Origin of the sequence: Nocardioides sp. Root151 (assembly GCF_001427925.1) — a bacterium.
GTDB lineage: Bacteria > Actinomycetota > Actinomycetes > Propionibacteriales > Nocardioidaceae > Nocardioides.
This window is the reverse complement of the sequence record NZ_LMGG01000004.1, coordinates 1,091,644-1,107,093: the sequence shown is the minus strand read 5'-3', so window position 1 is coordinate 1,107,093 and position 15,450 is coordinate 1,091,644. Positions and strand designations below refer to the sequence as shown.

At 69.4% G+C, this 15,450-nt stretch carries 16 protein-coding genes and 2 pseudogenes; 12 read left to right on the top strand and 6 right to left on the bottom strand.

Going from position 1 to position 15,450, the window contains the following annotated elements; genetic code table 11:
* Nucleotides 1-49 precede the first annotated feature (49 nt).
* Both ASD66_RS25705 and ASD66_RS25300 read left to right on the top strand, forming a co-directional pair.
* A pseudogene (locus tag ASD66_RS25705) lies at nt 50-556 on the top strand (DUF222 domain-containing protein); the annotation flags it as partial.
* A 1-nt stretch (nt 557) separates the two neighbouring features.
* Nucleotides 558-767 (top strand): annotated as a pseudogene (locus tag ASD66_RS25300) (HNH endonuclease); the annotation flags it as partial.
* A 252-nt stretch (nt 768-1,019) separates the two neighbouring features.
* On the opposite strand, the gene ASD66_RS13865 reads toward ASD66_RS25300, so the two are convergent.
* Nucleotides 1,020-1,373, bottom strand: a complete 354-nt coding sequence (locus ASD66_RS13865; RefSeq protein WP_056680187.1) for a cupin domain-containing protein — start codon at nt 1,371-1,373, stop codon at nt 1,020-1,022.
* 57 nt (nt 1,374-1,430) lie between these two features.
* Nucleotides 1,431-2,771 (bottom strand): FAD-binding oxidoreductase, encoded by a 1,341-nt coding sequence (locus tag ASD66_RS13860; protein WP_056680190.1) that lies wholly within the window; start codon nt 2,769-2,771, stop codon nt 1,431-1,433.
* A gap of 191 nt (nt 2,772-2,962) precedes the next feature.
* Here ASD66_RS13860 and ASD66_RS13855 point away from each other — a divergent pair, with 191 nt between their 5' ends.
* On the top strand, nt 2,963-3,427 hold the full coding sequence (locus ASD66_RS13855) for a hypothetical protein (protein WP_156388671.1): 465 nt from the start codon (nt 2,963-2,965) through the stop codon (nt 3,425-3,427).
* A 23-nt stretch (nt 3,428-3,450) separates the two neighbouring features.
* On the opposite strand, the gene ASD66_RS13850 is transcribed toward ASD66_RS13855, so the two are convergent.
* Both ASD66_RS13850 and ASD66_RS13845 read right to left on the bottom strand, forming a co-directional pair.
* Nucleotides 3,451-3,921: a pyridoxamine 5'-phosphate oxidase family protein gene (locus ASD66_RS13850; RefSeq protein WP_056680195.1), complete on the bottom strand. Its 471-nt coding sequence runs from the start codon at nt 3,919-3,921 to the stop codon at nt 3,451-3,453.
* A gap of 118 nt (nt 3,922-4,039) precedes the next feature.
* Nucleotides 4,040-4,807 carry an endonuclease/exonuclease/phosphatase family protein gene (locus ASD66_RS13845; protein ID WP_056680198.1) on the bottom strand — a complete coding sequence of 256 codons (768 nt, stop codon included), beginning with the start codon at nt 4,805-4,807 and terminating at the stop codon, nt 4,040-4,042.
* Nucleotides 4,808-4,873: 66 nt separating this feature from the next.
* Here ASD66_RS13845 and ASD66_RS13840 point away from each other — a divergent pair, with 66 nt between their 5' ends.
* The 4 genes from ASD66_RS13840 to ASD66_RS13825 all read left to right on the top strand — a co-directional run bounded on the left by ASD66_RS13840 (nt 4,874) and on the right by ASD66_RS13825 (nt 8,760).
* Entirely contained in the window at nt 4,874-6,391 is a 1,518-nt protein-coding gene (locus ASD66_RS13840; RefSeq protein WP_156388670.1) for a hypothetical protein, read from the top strand.
* Nucleotides 6,391-7,377 carry a phosphatase PAP2 family protein gene (locus ASD66_RS13835; RefSeq protein ID WP_056680204.1) on the top strand — a complete coding sequence of 329 codons (987 nt, stop codon included), beginning with the start codon at nt 6,391-6,393 and terminating at the stop codon, nt 7,375-7,377. The genes ASD66_RS13840 and ASD66_RS13835 overlap by 1 nt, the downstream gene beginning before the upstream one ends.
* 61 nt (nt 7,378-7,438) lie before the next feature.
* Entirely contained in the window at nt 7,439-8,017 is a 579-nt protein-coding gene (locus ASD66_RS13830) for a dihydrofolate reductase family protein (protein WP_056680207.1), read from the top strand.
* Nucleotides 8,018-8,184: 167 nt separating this feature from the next.
* A complete protein-coding gene (locus tag ASD66_RS13825) occupies nt 8,185-8,760 on the top strand; it encodes a dihydrofolate reductase family protein (protein ID WP_056680210.1) in 576 nt (191 codons plus the stop codon).
* A gap of 100 nt (nt 8,761-8,860) precedes the next feature.
* On the opposite strand, the gene ASD66_RS13820 is transcribed toward ASD66_RS13825, so the two are convergent.
* Nucleotides 8,861-9,259 (bottom strand): hypothetical protein, encoded by a 399-nt coding sequence (locus tag ASD66_RS13820; RefSeq protein WP_056680213.1) that lies wholly within the window; start codon nt 9,257-9,259, stop codon nt 8,861-8,863.
* Nucleotides 9,260-9,409: 150 nt separating this feature from the next.
* Between ASD66_RS13820 and ASD66_RS13815 the strand changes: the two genes are divergently transcribed.
* Nucleotides 9,410-10,432, top strand: coding sequence for an LLM class flavin-dependent oxidoreductase (locus ASD66_RS13815; protein WP_056891232.1), 1,023 nt, complete (start codon nt 9,410-9,412; stop codon nt 10,430-10,432).
* A 90-nt stretch (nt 10,433-10,522) separates the two neighbouring features.
* Here ASD66_RS13815 and ASD66_RS13810 read toward each other — a convergent pair whose 3' ends face one another.
* Nucleotides 10,523-12,478 (bottom strand): amino acid transporter, encoded by a 1,956-nt coding sequence (locus ASD66_RS13810; RefSeq protein WP_082563703.1) that lies wholly within the window; start codon nt 12,476-12,478, stop codon nt 10,523-10,525.
* A 210-nt stretch (nt 12,479-12,688) separates the two neighbouring features.
* On the opposite strand from ASD66_RS13810, the gene ASD66_RS13805 reads away from it, so the two are divergent.
* The 4 genes from ASD66_RS13805 (at nt 12,689) to ASD66_RS13790 (ending at nt 15,450) form a co-directional block, all read left to right on the top strand.
* Entirely contained in the window at nt 12,689-13,012 is a 324-nt protein-coding gene (locus ASD66_RS13805) for a hypothetical protein (RefSeq protein WP_056680220.1), read from the top strand.
* A gap of 59 nt (nt 13,013-13,071) precedes the next feature.
* Nucleotides 13,072-14,184 (top strand): DUF4118 domain-containing protein, encoded by a 1,113-nt coding sequence (locus ASD66_RS13800; protein ID WP_056680223.1) that lies wholly within the window; start codon nt 13,072-13,074, stop codon nt 14,182-14,184.
* Nucleotides 14,181-14,864 (top strand): response regulator, encoded by a 684-nt coding sequence (locus ASD66_RS13795; RefSeq protein ID WP_056680226.1) that lies wholly within the window; start codon nt 14,181-14,183, stop codon nt 14,862-14,864. The genes ASD66_RS13800 and ASD66_RS13795 overlap by 4 nt, the downstream gene beginning before the upstream one ends.
* A gap of 61 nt (nt 14,865-14,925) precedes the next feature.
* Nucleotides 14,926-15,450 (top strand): hypothetical protein, encoded by a 525-nt coding sequence (locus tag ASD66_RS13790; RefSeq protein ID WP_156388669.1) that lies wholly within the window; start codon nt 14,926-14,928, stop codon nt 15,448-15,450.

The following is a 15,450-nucleotide window of genomic DNA, read 5'->3' as shown; positions in this document are numbered from 1 at the left end:
CGACCTGCGGATCCTGGGCCGCAAGATCCTCTCCATCGTCGCTCCACAGTTGTGTGAGGACGAAGAACGCAAGAGGGTCGAGGAGGAGGAACGCCGCGCGCACGCGAAGTCCCGGTTGTGGTTCAAGAACAACGGTGACGGCACCGTCGAGCTGCGTGCCACCCTCTCCGAGGCCGCCGCGGCCCGCCTCAAGGGCATCCTGAACGCGCTGACCTCACCCCGGCACCAGTCCACCCCGGGTGGGGGTGCGGCCCCGTTGACCGATCCCGCGACCGGTCAGAAGGTTCCCTTCGACCAACGCCGTGGGCTGGCCTTCGAGGCCCTCCTCGAGGGCCTGGACCCCGACGCCCTCCCGGTGCATGCCGGCAACGGCACCACCCTGGTGATCACCATGGACCTGGCCGACCTGCTCGCCGGCGTCGGGGTCGGGGTCCTGCCCGACGGTGGCAAGATCTCCGCCACCCAGGTCCGCCGCCTCTCGTGCACCGCGAAGATGGTCCCCGCCGTCCTGGGCGGGGAGTCCGAGGTACTCGACCAGGGCCGCGCAAAACGACTCNCGCGACAAGACCTGCCGCAGCGAAGGGTGCCTGGTGCCGGCCAAGTGGTGCGAAGCCCACCACCACACCTTGAGCTGGTTGCACGGCGGCACGACCGACACCAAGGACGGCAAGCTCCTGTGCCGCTGGCACCACCACCGTGCCCACGACGACACCTACGACATGACCCTGATGGCCAACGGTGACGTCCGGTTCCGCAAACGCACCTAGGCCATACCCGGACAGCCACAGACACAAGGGCAGCACACCGGGGATTCCTTTGCCATGCCCCGGTGTGCCGTGATGGCGTGGCTTGGTTTCGAGACGGTCGCCAGGGCGACCTCCTCAACCAACGGTCGCGCGGGGCGGCATGGCGGGGGTCTCGATACGGTCGCAGAGCGACCTACTCGACCACCGAAAGAAGACCGCGACCTACTCGACCACCGAAAGAACCGCGGCCTTCTCGACCAACGGTGGCGCGGGTCAGGTGGGAGTGGCGTAGGCCGCGACGCCGGTGTCGAGGAGCACGCACGGCTCGTCGCCGACGGTCCATGCGTCGTGACCGGGGTCGAGGTCGATGACGTCGCCGGGACCGATGGTGATCTCGTCTCCGTCGTCGGGCTTGATGGTCATCTGCCCGGACACGCAGAACCCTGTGTGGTGGACCTGGCAGGAGTCGGTGCCGGCGATCGGCTTCACGTCGTTGGACCAGCGCCAGCCCGGTTCGAAGACGCCGCGGCCGAGCGTGAAGTCGCCGAGGGTGACGACGTCCATGTGCCCGTGGTCGGTGAACGGACGTCGTTCGTGCGCGTCCTCGATGTTCTGCTTGGCGGACATGATGCACTCCTCTTGTCGAAGGGACTGACGGTCGGCGTCGGACTGCCCACGAAGCGATCAGGCGGGGACCTTGGGGCGGATGTTCTGGTTGCCGGAGAAGACGTTGCCCGGGTCGTACTCGGACTTGATCTGCACCAGTCGCTCGTACTTCTCCGCGCCGAAGGCCGCCTTGATGCGGTCGTCACCCTCGTCGCCGATGAAGTTGAGGTAGACGCCGCCGGTCGTGAACGCGGCGTTCGCCTTCCGGTAGTCACGAACCCAGGCGATGTTGGCCGCGTCGTCGGCGGGGTCCTCCCAAGTCGCGAAGGGGTGACTCACCCAACGCGCCGAGCGCTGGCTCAACGGTGTGGCGTCCGCATCGAGGCGTGCCAGCGCGCCGCCCCACGGCAACAGCAGGTGTTGGGTCATCGGCGAGGCACGGCGTGCGCCTGCATCGAGGAACAGGTCGAGCGCCTCGTCGGGGAAGGCATCGTGGTAGTCGGCGCTCCAGTACTGCCGGAACCCGGGCGGGTCGTCGATCATCGACTGCAGGACCGCGTAGGGCATCGGGCCGACCAGGTCGACCTCCGGTGCCAGGTCCCGCAGGACCTGGACGACCTCCAGACCAGTTGCCTCGTCACCGTTCCAGCAGACCGCGACGGCGATCAGGGGCTCACCCTGCAGGTGCGGTGGGATGAACTCCTCGGGCGGTCCGCTGAGCATCACCAAGCCGGGGCCGAGCTCATCCGGAGCGTCGTCCGCCCAGTCCCGGAAGGCGCGAGAGACCTCAGGTCCGCGGTCGGCCGGCCACGCCATCAGCCCGCCGATGATCGTCGGACCGACCGGGTGCAGCTGGAACTCCAGCGCGGTGACGACTCCGAAGTTGCCGCCTCCTCCCTTGCTGGCCCAGAGCAGATCCTGGTGCTGGGTCTCGTCGGCGCGGACCTCTCGGCCGTCAGCGGTCACCAGCTCGACGGCCAGCAGATTGTCGCAGCTGAGTCCGTGCTGGCGTTCGAGCCAGCCCGAGCCGCCTCCGAGTGTCAGCCCGGAGACCCCGGTGGTGGACACTCGCCCGCCGGTGGTGGCGAGACCGAACTCCTGCGCCGCCGCGTCGAAGTCACCCCAGGTGCAGCCGCCTCCGACCCTGGCCCGTCGGGCCGCGACGTCGATGTCGACGGCCTTCATCGGCCGGACGTCGATGACCAGTCCGTCGTCGTTGCTGGACTGCCCGGCCACCGAGTGGCCGCCCGAGCGTATGGCCACCGACAGATGGTCATCGGCGGCACGCTCCAGGGCCTCCTTGACATCGGCTGGCCCGTCGCATGCCGCAATGATCCGCGGCCTCTTCACGATCATCGCGTTGAACAGCGCGCGCCGCTCGTCGTACTCGGAAGCGTCTGCTTCGATCCAATTCGTCATGCTCGCGCCTTCTGCCGGCCCCGCCCTCCTCACCATCCTCCGCGCAGGAGACGGTGACAACGGATCGGGGACGACTGGCCTGCCGAATCCCGAAAATGGGGGACGACCGCGGATCAGCGGCGGGTTGTCAACGCGTGAGGCGATCCCGAGCCTGCGACATCCGTGACGGCCGTCGCGATCCGGATGCGGGCATGTCGACGAGTATTGGGGATCTTGTCGTGCGGCTATGGACGATGCGGGACCGGAGGCGTACGACGGTCAAAGGGGCTCTGAACACACAAACGAAGGGCTCGATCATGATGAGACGCGGCATCACATTGGTGGGGACGACCACGGCGCTGTTGATCCTGGGTGTGACCGGGGCCTCGGCGCACGAGTGCTACAACGCCAGTCGCAGCGACACCGGCAACGCGAACGCGGTCAATGGCCAGGCGATGGTCTCGTACGGCGAGCTGCTCGCCGAATTGTGCCCGGCCGGCGCTGCGATCGTCGAAGGGGCAGTGGCAGCGAACGGGTTCGACACCGACGGGATCCTGGTGAACTCGAACGCGCTGATGGGTGGAGGGAGGCAGGCGACCGATGGCCAGGCCATCGACTACCTGCCGACGTGGTTCTCCGAGAGCGTCGGTGCCGCGTTCGGGACCTGTTTCGGCTGACGGGCGCCAGCCGGTTCCGAGGTTCAGCTGGCTCCGAACTTGGCCTTGGCGAGGTCTTCGACCGCCTGGGGAATCCGGGTCTCGAAGTCGTGGATCTTCACCCAGGTCGGCGTGATGTCTATGCGCGTCATCGTGTCGTAGAGCGCGTTCACGCCCGCTTCCCACTCCGGGAACGCGTCGGCCGGCGTCACCTTCCTGGCACCCTCGACGTACTCCGGGAAGACACCGTCGACGTCGGTGAGCGTGGCCGTCCCGCGGATCAGGAGCGCGTTCGGTGGCCACGTCGGCGGGCTGGTGTCGATGGTGATCGCCACCGCCGGGTTGGCCTTCAGGGCCGCGACCTTCGCGGACGTCGGGATGGTGCCCAGCACGATCGAGGTGCCGTCCCACTCGAAGCCGATCGGGATCACCCGCGGCGTCCCGTCCGGGGCGACATAGGCCAACCGAGCCGGGTTCGCCGACTGCAACAGCCGCTGCGCCACGGGATCTGCCATGGCAGTGCGAATCTCATCCGGGGTCACGAGCCCACCTTCTTCCGAGCGGAGAAAGTACGTCGCCTCGAGCATGCCACTGATCGCCGTGCCTCGCACCGGGTGCCGTGGCAGCGCGACCTCAACCAGTGGTGAGGACGTCGGCGCGGTCGACCAGCACGGCCTTGTGGTCCGAGGCATTCGCCAGCAGCCGCACCGAGGTCGGGAGACCCGGCCCGTGCACGTCGTCGATCTTGCGGCTCGGCCCCAGGGTGCCCGGTTCGGCCTCGCGGCCCTCCCACGCCGAGGTGAGGCCGGTCAGCCGGAATCCGTCGAAGTTCGAGTCGCCGACGGCGTACACCGTGTGCCCCAGGGCCCGGCATTCGTCGACCATGGCCTGCACGCGTGCGACCTCCTCGCGGTGCCGCGCCGCGAGCAGCGGGCGGTCGGCGCGGTAGACGCCGCCGGACTGGACGCCGGGCACGAGGTGGTAGCTGATCAGGCTCACGGTGCGGCCACCCGTGCGGTCGTCGTACGTCGCCACGGTGGCCAGGTGGGGCGGCTCGATGCGACGTCGACGGGCCAGGGCGGCATCGGCGCGGCCGGGCCTGCTGAGCCAGACGGATCCCACGTGCAGCAAGGAGAACCGCTCGCTGCGCGCACCCACCACGCAGTCGCCCAGCACCGGCATCGTCCAGAGGTAGCCGGAGTCCCGGCGGGACCGCCGAGGTCCGCGCAACAGCCCCACACTGCCGGTCTCCGCGAGCAGTCGGACCCGCCAGGGATGCCACTCCTGCAACCCGACGAGGTCGGGCTCGTGCTCGAGCACGTCGCGAAGCGCCTCGCGGGCGTCGCGGGTGCCGAGGCCACGATGGACGTTCGCGGTGGCGACGACGGTGTGGGCGGTCACGGGCCAACCTTGTCAGAAAACAATAATCACCTGCGGATGTTTGCAGGGCACGAGCATGATGTCCTCATGCTGCTGGTGGAGACCCCGCCTCAAGCTGTCGTCGGGGGACGTGTCGCTGCCCTTCTTCGTCAGCGTCCGGGGCATGTCGTCGTGGCGATGGCCGTGCTGACCTGTCTGCTCGGATGGCTGCCCTTCATGGGGCGGCCGTTGAGCCCCGACGAGAGCGGCCTGTTGATGGTGGCCCGGCAATGGGCGCCGGGGGACTCGCTGTACGGCGACTACTGGGTCGACCGGCCGCCCGTCCTCATCGCGCTGGTCGCCCTGGGCAACCTGTTCGGCGGCGCGTGGGGTCTTCGCATCCTCGGCATCGTCGCGGTCTTCACCTCGGTCCTGCTCGCGGGTCGGTTGGGTCGTGTGGTGGCGCCGCATGTGCCGACGGCAGCGCTGCTGCCCGCGGCCACTGCCGCCATCCTGGTCGGTACGCCGCTCTTCGGTGGCACGGTCGTGAACGCCGAGCTGCTGGGGCTTCCCCTGCTGCTGGCCGGCATGATCGCCGCCGTCACGGCGAGCCGGTCGGCCGGGTTCCGCGAGGCGCTGTGGTGGGGGACTGCCGCCGGCGCAGCGGGTGCGGGTGCGGTGCTGACCAAGCAGAACCTCCTCGACGTCCTCGTCTTCCTGCTGGCGCTCCTGATCACCGGCGGCCTCACCCGACAGGGACGTGCGCACGCACGTACGGCGCTCGCCACGGCCCTGGGCGCAGCCCTCGGCGGTGCCACGGTCCTCGTGGTCGTCGTCTCGGGTGCCGCCGCCTTGGGCACCGACCCCGTCGACCTGTGGTCGGCAGCCGTCACGTTCCGATGGGAAGCGGCCAGCGTGGTCCTCGAGTCGCCGTCCTCGGGCGAGCGCTTTCGGTTGATGCTGCTGGCCCTGCTCGGCAGTGGGGCGCCGCTCTTGGTCGGCGTGCTCCTCCCGCGGCTGCGTCGACGGGCGGTCGGTGCCCCCGCGCACCCCGACTTCCGGCTGCCGGTGCTCGCCGTGCTCACCTGGGAGTCAGCGGCCGTCGTCGCGGGCGGCAGCTACTGGCTGCACTACCTGATGGGACTCGTCCCCGGGCTGGTGCTGCTGGCCGCCGTGACCGGCCTGCCCGATCGCGTCCGCGCCTCCCTGGCCCTCACCTACGGGCTTCTGGTCGTGTCGACGCTGTGCTCGATCGGCTGGGTCGCCGTACACCCGATCGACCGGCCGGAGCAGGAGGTGGCGACCTACCTGTCGGATCGTGCGCAGCCGGGCGACACCGCGATGGTCGCCTTCGGGGTCTCCTCGATCCTCGAGTCGTCCGGCCTCGAGAGTCCCTACCCGCATCTGTGGAGCCTTCCGGTGCGGGTGCGTGACCCGCAGCTGCACGAGCTCGCAGCCGTCCTGGCCGGCCCCGACAGACCCACCTGGCTGGTCATCTCGGGCATCGGCCTCGGCAGCTGGGGCCTGGACACCACAGCGGCGCAGCCCCTGATCGCCCGGCACTACGACCGGCTCGCCGACGTGGCCGGCTACCGGATCTTCCGCGAGTCGGAGGCCAGGCGCTGATGGTGATCCTCGAGCTGAAGCCACGCGAGCGGCCACCGATGCCGACGACCCGTCCGGCCGCGCGAGCGAGGGCGTTGGTCGGGTACGTCGCGGTGCTCGCGGTCTGGATCCACTTCATCGGCATCCCCAACGATCCGATCGGCGTGACCCTCTGGCTGTGGCTGTTCACCATCGCCTGGAACGCCGACGCCCCACGCGAGCGGCACCTCGACTTCGGGCGCGACTGGTGGCGGCCGATGCTCCTGTTCACCGGCTACTGGCTCCTGCGTGGACTGGCCGACCAGACCGGGATGCCGATCCACGTCACGGCACCGGTGCGCATCGACGAGTGGTTCGGCGGCGGCACCACACCGACCGTCCTGCTCCAGCACAACCTGTGCGGCAACCCGTGCGACCCCGACAGCGCGCCGCGGTGGTACGACGTCCTGCTCACCACCGTCTACGCGTCGCACTTCCTGACCGCGCTGACGATCGGGGCCGTGCTGTGGATGCGCAACCGGCAGGAGTGGCTGCTGTGGATGCGTCGCTACGTGACGATCCTCTACGCCGGCCTGGTGATCTACTTCCTGTACCCGATGGCGCCGCCGTGGATGGCCTCGAAGCTCGGGGTCATCGAGGAGGTGCACCGGATGACCGGCCGCGGCTGGTCCGAGCTGGGCTTGCACCGCCAGAGCATGGTGTTGATGGGCATGCCCAACAAGGTGGCCGCGATGCCGTCGCTGCACGCCGGCATCGCGTTCCTGATCGTGTTCTACGCGATCACCCGGCTCCGCTCGCAGTTCCGTTGGCTGCTCCTGTTGTATCCGGTGGCGATGTCGACGGCGCTGGTCTACTTCGGGGAGCACTACGTCATCGACGCCGTGGCCGGAGCCGTTCTCGCACTCCTGGTCGTGGTCGGTTGCGCGGCCTTCGAGAGGCGCGGCGAGCGCAGGAAACCTGAACCGCTCGTGCACCACGAGCCCCGGGGCGTGGCCGGACAGCGATGAGTCTCGCGCCGACCCAGGGTCAGTCCTCCGACACTCGTCACCACACCTCGAGGAGAACTACATGACCGCGACCTACACCTGGGACGTCTTCAGCAGTCTTGACGGCTTCGGCTCGTACGACGAGAACGGTGACTGGGGTGGCTACTGGGGCAAGCACGGGCCCGAGTTCCTCGACCGCCGCGTCGAGGTCCTCGCCGAGGAGCAGCGGATGGTCCTCGGCGGCAACACCTTCCGGCTGTTCGTGCGGCTGCTGAGCCCGAGTGCCCCCGAGCCCGTGGACGACCCGGTGAACACCCGCATGAGGAACCTGCCCACCACCGTGGTGTCGAACAAGCTGGAGGGGCCACTCGACTGGCCCGATGCGACCGTCGAGGGCGGCGACGCCGCCGACGTCGTACGCCGGCTCAAGCAGGAGTCCGACGTACCGCTGCGCTCGCACGGCAGCCTCTCGTTGAACCGGGCGCTGATGGCTGCCGGTCTCGTCGATCGCGTGCAGCTGACCGTCTTCCCGGTGCTCACCGGTGAGACCGGCGCCGCACCGCTCTTCCGTGGCGCGGCCGACTTCGACCTCGAGCTCCTCGAGAGCCGGACCCTCGACGGCGGCACCCTGGAGCTGACCTACCGACCCACCCTGCACTGAGTCGGCTGCAGACGAGTGCCCGATCCCACGACCTGACTCTGCCCCGGCACGGGAATCCGCCGAGGCGGCGAACATTCTCACGCCGGGCTGTCGGATCGGGGGGTCGGCGTTCGTAGCGGTGGTGAGAGGCACCCACACGGGGTCGCCATGAACACAAGGAGCTCACCATGACTGCCACCTACACCTGGGACGTCTTCTCCAGCCTCGACGGCTTCGGTTCTGCCACTGGCGACTGGACCGGATACTGGGGCAAGCAGGGCCCGGAGCTGCTCGACCACCGCCTGGCGTTGTACGACGCACCGCAGCGGATGGTGTTCGGCGCGAGGACCTACCGGGAGTTCGTGCAGATGCTGGGCTCGGGCCCGGCCGACTCCGAGGTGCACGACCCGTGGGTCACACGGATGGTGAACCTGCCGGCGACGGTGGTGTCCGCCTCCCTCGAGGGCCCGCTCGACTGGCCCGACGGCACCGTCGAGCGTGGTGACGCCGTCGACGTCGTGGCCCGGATGAAGGAGACCTCGGACGTGCCGCTGCGCTCGCACGGCAGCCTGTCGATGAACCGCGCGCTGATGGCGGCGGGCCTGGTCGACTTCGTCCAGGTGACGGTCTTCCCGGTCATCACGGGACAGACCGGGACTGCGCCGATCTTCGGTGGAGCGGCCGACTTCGACCTCGAGCTGGTCGAGAACCGCACGTTGGACGGGCGCACCCAGCAGATGGTCTACCGGCCGACCCTGCACTGAGCCGGACGCGCGGTTCCTGGTCGTCGGCATGCACGTGCGCTGCTGAAGGCGTCCGGACCGGGGCCCCGGTCCGGACGCACTCACTCTGCGTCGGGCGCGCTCAGCACTTCACCATGGAGCCGTTGTCGCTGAGGTAGGAGTCCTTGAACCACCCCTGCTTGTTGGTGCCGGCGATCCGACCGTGGGTCCACGTGCCGTCATTGTCGGTGAAGGTGAAGCAGTGGTAGTAGATCTTGGTGCGGCGCGCGGCCTGGCCCAGCGACGTGCAGCTGGGGTGCGGCCCTACGCGGTAGCGCAGCCAGTCCGCGTCGACGTACCCGTAGCCGGACTTGTCCTTGTCGGAGTTCGAGTGCGAACAGCTCTGGGTCGTCATGTCGTCGTCACCCGACGGTGGCGCGGCCTGGGCGGTGGTCAGGACGCCGAGTCCCAACGGCACCGCGCCCAGGGTGGTGGCCAGGGTGATGCCTGCGGTCTTCCTGCTGAGCAGTCGTACGGTCATGATGCTTCCTCTCGTGGGTTCCTGCGTTGACTCCACGAGGTTGGCCGTCATCCCTTTCGCATCGCTGTGGTCCCGCTTTCATCCCTGGCCGCACCCGGAGCTGGAGACGACCCGGGAATGGAAGCGGCTCCGCGTGTGGTTGAAGGTTGCATGAAGAAGATCGGATTCCTGAACTTCGGGCACTGGAACGCCTCGCCGCACTCGCAGGTGCGCAACGCCTCGGACGCGCTGCTGCAGTCGATCGACCTGGCCGTGGCGACCGAGGAGCTGGGCGCCGACGGTGCCTACTTCCGGGTGCACCACTTCGCGAACCAGCTGGCCTCGCCGTTCCCGCTGCTGGCCGCGATCGGTGCGAAGACGCAGCGGATCGAGATCGGAACCGGCGTGATCGACATGCGCTACGAGAATCCCCTCTACATGGCCGAGGACGCCGGCGCGGCGGACCTCATCGCAGGCGGCCGACTGCAGCTCGGGATCAGCCGGGGATCACCGGAGCAGGTCATCGACGGGTGGAGCTACTTCGGCTACCAGCCCGGTGAGGACTCCGACGCCTCCGAGATGGCGCGCCGGCACACCGATGTCTTCCTCCAGGTGCTCGAGGGCGAGGGCTTCGCCCAGCCGAACCCGCGGCCGATGTTCCCCAACCCGCCCGGTCTGTTGCGGGTCGAGCCGCACTCCGAGGGCCTGCGCGAGCGGATCTGGTGGGGCGCTGCCTCGGATGCCACCGCACGCTGGGCCGCCGAGCAGGGCATGCACCTGATGAGCTCGACGCTGAAGGCCGACGAGACGGGCGAGCCGTTCCACGTGCAGCAGCGCAAGCAGATCGAGGCGTTCCGTGAGGCATGGGCCGAGGCCGGTCAGGCGCACGAGCCGAGGGTCTCGGTCAGCCGCTCGATCATGCCGATCGTCACTGACACGGACCGCGCCTACTTCGGCCAGGAGGGTGAGAGTCGCGACCAGATCGGGCAGATCGAGCCGCAGCTGCGTGCCGTCTTCGGACGGTCGTACGCCGCAGAGCCCGATCGCCTGGTCGAGCAGCTGGCGCAGGACGAGGCGATCGCCGCGGCCGACACGTTGCTGCTCACCGTGCCCAACCAGCTGGGCGTCGACTACAACGCGCACCTGCTGCGCACGATCCTCGAGGACGTGGCTCCCGGCCTCGGTTGGCGCTGACGTCGTACGAGCCGAGGACGTACGAGGCCCACGAGGCATCAAGAATCCACGGTTCGAGGCGCAAGAACCCACTGTTCGCGGGTGGTGCTGTCAGCCGGCGTGGATGTGCGGGCGGCGCGTCCGCTCGGGCTCGGCACGACGCAGCACCTCCCGGGTGATCGGGGCGACCTCGCCGACACCGAACAGCAGGAAGCGGAGCAGGTGAATGAACGGTTTGCCCTCGGTCCACTCGAAGTAGATGTGCGGGCGTACGCCGGTGCGGTCGCGGATGTCGAGCAGCAGTGAGGCCAGAGTGTTCGGCACGGTCGCGCCGGTGACCGTGAGCACCCGGAACTCGCCGTGCAGCGCCTCCCCGTGGACCTCGATCCGGCTCTCGAAGTCGGAGTAGTCGCCGACGGTCACCTCGACGAAGATGATGTCGCCCGGGTCGAGCAGGTCGTGGTCGTCGACCACCTGGCGGATCTTCTCGCGGTACTCCTCCACGTCCCGCGCGTCCGGCTCGTTGGCGACCAGCCGGATCGAGCGGCGGGCGCAGTCACGCAGGAACGCGTCGGCGCGGTCGTCGTACACGATCTCGGTGGTGCGCAGCTCGAGGGCACGCGCCACCCGGGACAGCAGCGAGACGATCACGATCGCGGCGATGAAGCAGGCGCCGATCTTGACGCCGTCCGGACGCTCGTGCACGTTGTCGAGCGTCGTGTAGGCGAGCACCAGCGTGATCGCGGAGAACGCGACCGTCAGCTTCCGTTGCCCTGCCTTGCGCGCGGCCAGGGTGACGGCGACCGCGGCGGAGGTCATCAGCACCAGCACGCCGGTGGCGTAGGCGCCGCCCTGGGCGTTGACGTCGGCGTCGAAGATCCAGGTGATCAGGAACGCCGTGCAGGTGAGTACGAGCACCAGGGGTCGTACGGCGCCGGCCCACTCCGGCGACATGCCGTAGCGCGGCAGGTAGCGCGGGATCAGGGCGAGCATGCCGGCCATCGCGGAGGCACCGGCGAACCACAGGATCAGGATGGTGGAGGCGTCGTACACCGTGCCGAAGCCGTCGCCCAGGTAGAGGTGCGCGAGGTAGGCCAGGGCACGGCCGTTCGCCGAGCCGCCGTCCTCGAACTCGTGCGCCGGGATCAGCAGCGTGGTGACCAGGCTGGAGGCGATCAGGTAGACGCTCATGATGCAGGCGGCGACGGTGAGCAGCTTCTTGGTGTTGCGGATGCGGCCGGCCGGGCGCACCGGGTCGTCGCCGGGCTCACCGCGCACGTGGCTCATCACGGCCACGCCGGTCTCGAAGCCGGACATTCCCAAGGCCAGCTTGGGGAACAGGGTCAGGGAGACCGCGATCATCAGCCCGATGTTGCCGTGCTCGGCGGTCAGGGTGGTGGTCCAGTCGGTCACCCGGTGCGCGTCCTCGAAGACGTGCACGGCGGCGACCCCGATCACGACCGCGTTGAGCACGAGGTACGTCGACACGAGGGCGACCGCGACTCCGATCGCCTCGGTGAACCCCTTGAGGAAGACCGCGCCGAGCAGGGCCACCAGGCCGAGGGTGATCCACAGCTCCTGGCCGTGCAGGAATCCCGGGACGTGCGGGTTCTCCACCACGTGGGCGCTGGCGTCCGCGGCCGAGAGCGTGATGGTGATGATGAAGTCGGTGAGTGCGAAGCCGAGGAGGACGAGCACGAAGATCTTCCCGCGCCAGAAGGGCAGAAGCCGTTCCAGCATGGCGATCGAACCCTGGCCGTGCGGGCTCTCCGCGGCCACCCGTCGGTAGACCGGCAGTGCGCCGAACAGGGTGAGCAGCACCAGGATGATCGTGGCGATGGGGCTGAGCGCGCCGGCGGCGAGGAAGGCGATGCCCGGCTGGTAGCCCAGCGTGGAGAAGTAGTCGACGCCGGTCAGGCACATCACCTTGCGCCAGGAATGCGTCTTCTCGCCCGGAGGTGCGGCGGCGTGCGGGCCTGCGTGTCGGGCGGTCACCTCGGGACGGTGGAACAGCCACTCCCGGAAGCGCCCCTGGGCGGCCTCGGGTGACTGGAGATCGGTACTCACACCTCCGATCCAACCCGCGGGAACCCCCGACCGGGGGCGGCCTAACGACTCCCTAACAAGGTGCTGACCGATGCACGCGACCAACGGGCGCTCCGCCCTGGGTCGGTGCGACGCATGGGCTCGTGCCGATGTCGTCAGCGTTCTGTCAGGACGTGTCAGGGTTCTGTCAGGAGGCCACCACCCGAGCCCTCGACGGCCTTGACTTGTGGCATGGGCCAGCAACTGATGACGGACGAGGTGGGGGTGCGCTTCGGCATGGGCGCGGGTGCGCAGTTCCTCCTCACCGGACTCGTCGTCGCGACCCAACTGCCGGGGGAGTGGGGCGTGGCCCTGCTGTTGCTGGTCACCGCGCTGCTCTCGGTCTGGCTGGACGAGCCGCACGCCCTCGGGCTCGGCGTCGCGGGGTGGGCGTTCGCGACGGGCTTCGCCGTCAACACTCTCGGCGTGCTCACCTTCGCGCCGTACGACCTTGCCCGTCTGGGCGTCTTCGTCGCGGCGGCGGCACTCACATGTCGGCTCGGGGGTACGGCGTGAGTGCGCGGGCCGGCGACCCGGGGAGCACAATGGGCCGACCCGACAAGTCTGGAGAAGCGATGGTGCGCAGCAGCCTCAGTGCCCGGCGCCGGGGCTACGGCTATCTCCTCGCCGTCCTCGGCACGGCAGCGCTGGTCGGCGTGCTGGTGCCCGCGCGGGAACACCTCGACCTGGCCAGCGACGCGCTGTTGCTCCTGCTCCTCGTGGTGAGTGCGGCCATCCTGGGCGGCCTGGGGCCGGCCCTGACCGCGGGCCTGCTCGGCGCTGTCCTGCTGAACTTCTTCTTCACCGAGCCGTTCCACACGTTCCGCATCTCGGAGTCCACCGACGTCGTCGCCGTACTCGTCTTCGCGGCGGTGGCCCTGATGGTCAGCTGGGTCGTCGACCTGGCCGCCCGCCGTGCGTCCGCCGTGCGCGAGGCCGCCGAGCTCGAGGCGGGCAACAAGTTGCGTACGGCCCTCCTGGCCGCTGTCGGCCACGACCTGCGCACGCCGCTGGCGACCGCGAAGGCAGTGGTCTCGGGGCTCCGGAGTCGCGAGGTGAAGTTGACCGACGACGACCGGGATGAGTTGCTCGAGGCGGCCGACGACGCGCTCGACCGGCTCGCCGGCCTCGTCGACAACCTGCTGGACCTGAGTCGGCTGCAGGCCGGAGCACTGCCGGTGCGCACCCGGCCCGCGTCGGTCCACGACGTCGTCGCGACGGCGCTCGACGACCTCGGTGTGGAGCCCCGGGCCGTCGTCCTGGAGCTGCCCGACGACCTTCCCGACGCCGTGATCGACTCCGGCCTGCTCGAACGGGCGATCGTCAACGTGGTCGCCAATGCGCAGCGCCACGCGAAGCGTCCGCCGCTGCTGACTGCCGGTGTGGTCGGTGAAAGGGTCGAGCTGCGGGTGATCGACACCGGACCCGGGATCCCGGTGGCCGACCGGGACCGGGTCTTCGTCCCGTTCCAGCGGCTCGGCGACACGAGCACCGAAGGACTCGGCCTCGGGCTGGCGCTGTCCCGCGGACTGGTGGAGGCAATGGCCGGTTCGCTGGAGCTCGCCGAGACACCCGGGGGCGGTCTCACCGTGGTGATCTCGCTGCCCGCTGACCCGACCCCGCCGACCGGTACGCCGGACCCGGGACCGCCGGCCGTGCCGACCTCACCCGAGCAGGCATCGCCATGAGCCGGATCCTCGTCGTCGACGACGAGCCGCAGATCCTGCGGGCGCTGACGATCAACCTGCGCGCCCGCGGCTACGCGGTACGTACTGCAGGTGACGGCGAAGAGGCGTTGCAGAGCGCCGCCGCCCATCCGCCGGACGCGGTGATCCTGGACCTGGGCCTTCCCGACCTCGACGGGGTCGACGTGATCACCGGTCTCCGAGGCTGGACCGCCGTGCCGATCCTGGTGCTCTCGGGCCGCAGTGACAGCGTGGACAAGGTGGACGCGCTCGACGCCGGCGCCGACGACTACGTCACCAAGCCGTTCGGGATGGACGAGCTGATGGCCCGCCTGCGTGCCCTGCTGCGCCGAAACGCCCCGACCGAGGAGGCCCCGGCGGTCACGTTCGGGGACGTCGTCGTCGACCTCACCTCCACGCGCGTCACCCGCGCAGGCGAGGAGGTGCGGCTGACCCCCACGGAGTGGCACCTCCTCGCGGCGCTGGTGCGCCACCCGGGCAAGCTGCAGAGCCAACGGCAGCTGCTCGACGAGGTCTGGGGTCCCGGCTACGAGACGGCACAGGGCAACCTGCGGCTCTACATCGGCCAGCTGCGCCGCAAGCTGGAGCCCGATCCGGCCCGGCCGACGTACTTCCGCACCGAGCCCGGCATGGGCTACCGCTTCGAGCCGCACGACGAGTGACCGTGCCCCGGCTACGGTTCCCGACGAAGGTCTCAGACTGCTGTGCACGAGGGGATGACGGATGAGGACGACGAGATCGACGCCCTGGTTGATGATTGGCGCGGTCGTGGTGCTGGTGGCGGCCGGCGTCCTCCTCTGGCAGTCGCGATCTGGTGACAACGACGCGCCCGTGGACGAAGACCTCGCCTCGCGCATCACGGCCACCGGTGTCACGCCGTACGACGTACGCCTCGGCAAGGCCGACATCGACGAGGTGCGGGTGGAGGCCGGCAGTGTGCTGGTCGACTATGACCACACCGACGAGGACCGCCACGCCTACACGCTCGTGCTGTCCAAGGCTCCGTCCGGTGACCTGTGCGGTGCGCAGGGGAGTGGCGAGCAGGACGACGGCAGCACCTGCACGTCGGAGGACGACCGGATGTCCTCCACGTTCGAGGAGATGGGCAGCTTCTCGCTGCGTCGCGACGGCACCCTGCTCACGCTCAGCAACCTGGTGATCGAGAGCGACCCCGGCATCGAGGAACGCGCGTTCACCGCCCTCGAGGCCGCCGAGCCGGTCCCGGCGGACGACCTGGCGCGCCACTGA

Coding starts and splice junctions, on each gene's coding strand:
- ASD66_RS13840 (WP_156388670.1), top strand. CDS start 4,874: ATGCTGCTGGTGGAGACCCCGCCTCAAGCTGTCGTCGGGGGACGTGTC.
- ASD66_RS13830 (WP_056680207.1), top strand. CDS start 7,439: ATGACCGCGACCTACACCTGGGACGTCTTCAGCAGTCTTGACGGCTTC.
- ASD66_RS13860 (WP_056680190.1), bottom strand. CDS start 2,771: ATGACGAATTGGATCGAAGCAGACGCTTCCGAGTACGACGAGCGGCGC.
- ASD66_RS13790 (WP_156388669.1), top strand. CDS start 14,926: ATGAGGACGACGAGATCGACGCCCTGGTTGATGATTGGCGCGGTCGTG.
- ASD66_RS13795 (WP_056680226.1), top strand. CDS start 14,181: ATGAGCCGGATCCTCGTCGTCGACGACGAGCCGCAGATCCTGCGGGCG.
- ASD66_RS13855 (WP_156388671.1), top strand. CDS start 2,963: ATGTCGACGAGTATTGGGGATCTTGTCGTGCGGCTATGGACGATGCGG.
- ASD66_RS13800 (WP_056680223.1), top strand. CDS start 13,072: ATGGTGCGCAGCAGCCTCAGTGCCCGGCGCCGGGGCTACGGCTATCTC.
- ASD66_RS13865 (WP_056680187.1), bottom strand. CDS start 1,373: ATGTCCGCCAAGCAGAACATCGAGGACGCGCACGAACGACGTCCGTTC.
- ASD66_RS13815 (WP_056891232.1), top strand. CDS start 9,410: ATGAAGAAGATCGGATTCCTGAACTTCGGGCACTGGAACGCCTCGCCG.
- ASD66_RS13835 (WP_056680204.1), top strand. CDS start 6,391: ATGGTGATCCTCGAGCTGAAGCCACGCGAGCGGCCACCGATGCCGACG.
- ASD66_RS13850 (WP_056680195.1), bottom strand. CDS start 3,921: ATGGCAGATCCCGTGGCGCAGCGGCTGTTGCAGTCGGCGAACCCGGCT.
- ASD66_RS13825 (WP_056680210.1), top strand. CDS start 8,185: ATGACTGCCACCTACACCTGGGACGTCTTCTCCAGCCTCGACGGCTTC.
- ASD66_RS13820 (WP_056680213.1), bottom strand. CDS start 9,259: ATGACCGTACGACTGCTCAGCAGGAAGACCGCAGGCATCACCCTGGCC.
- ASD66_RS13805 (WP_056680220.1), top strand. CDS start 12,689: ATGGGCCAGCAACTGATGACGGACGAGGTGGGGGTGCGCTTCGGCATG.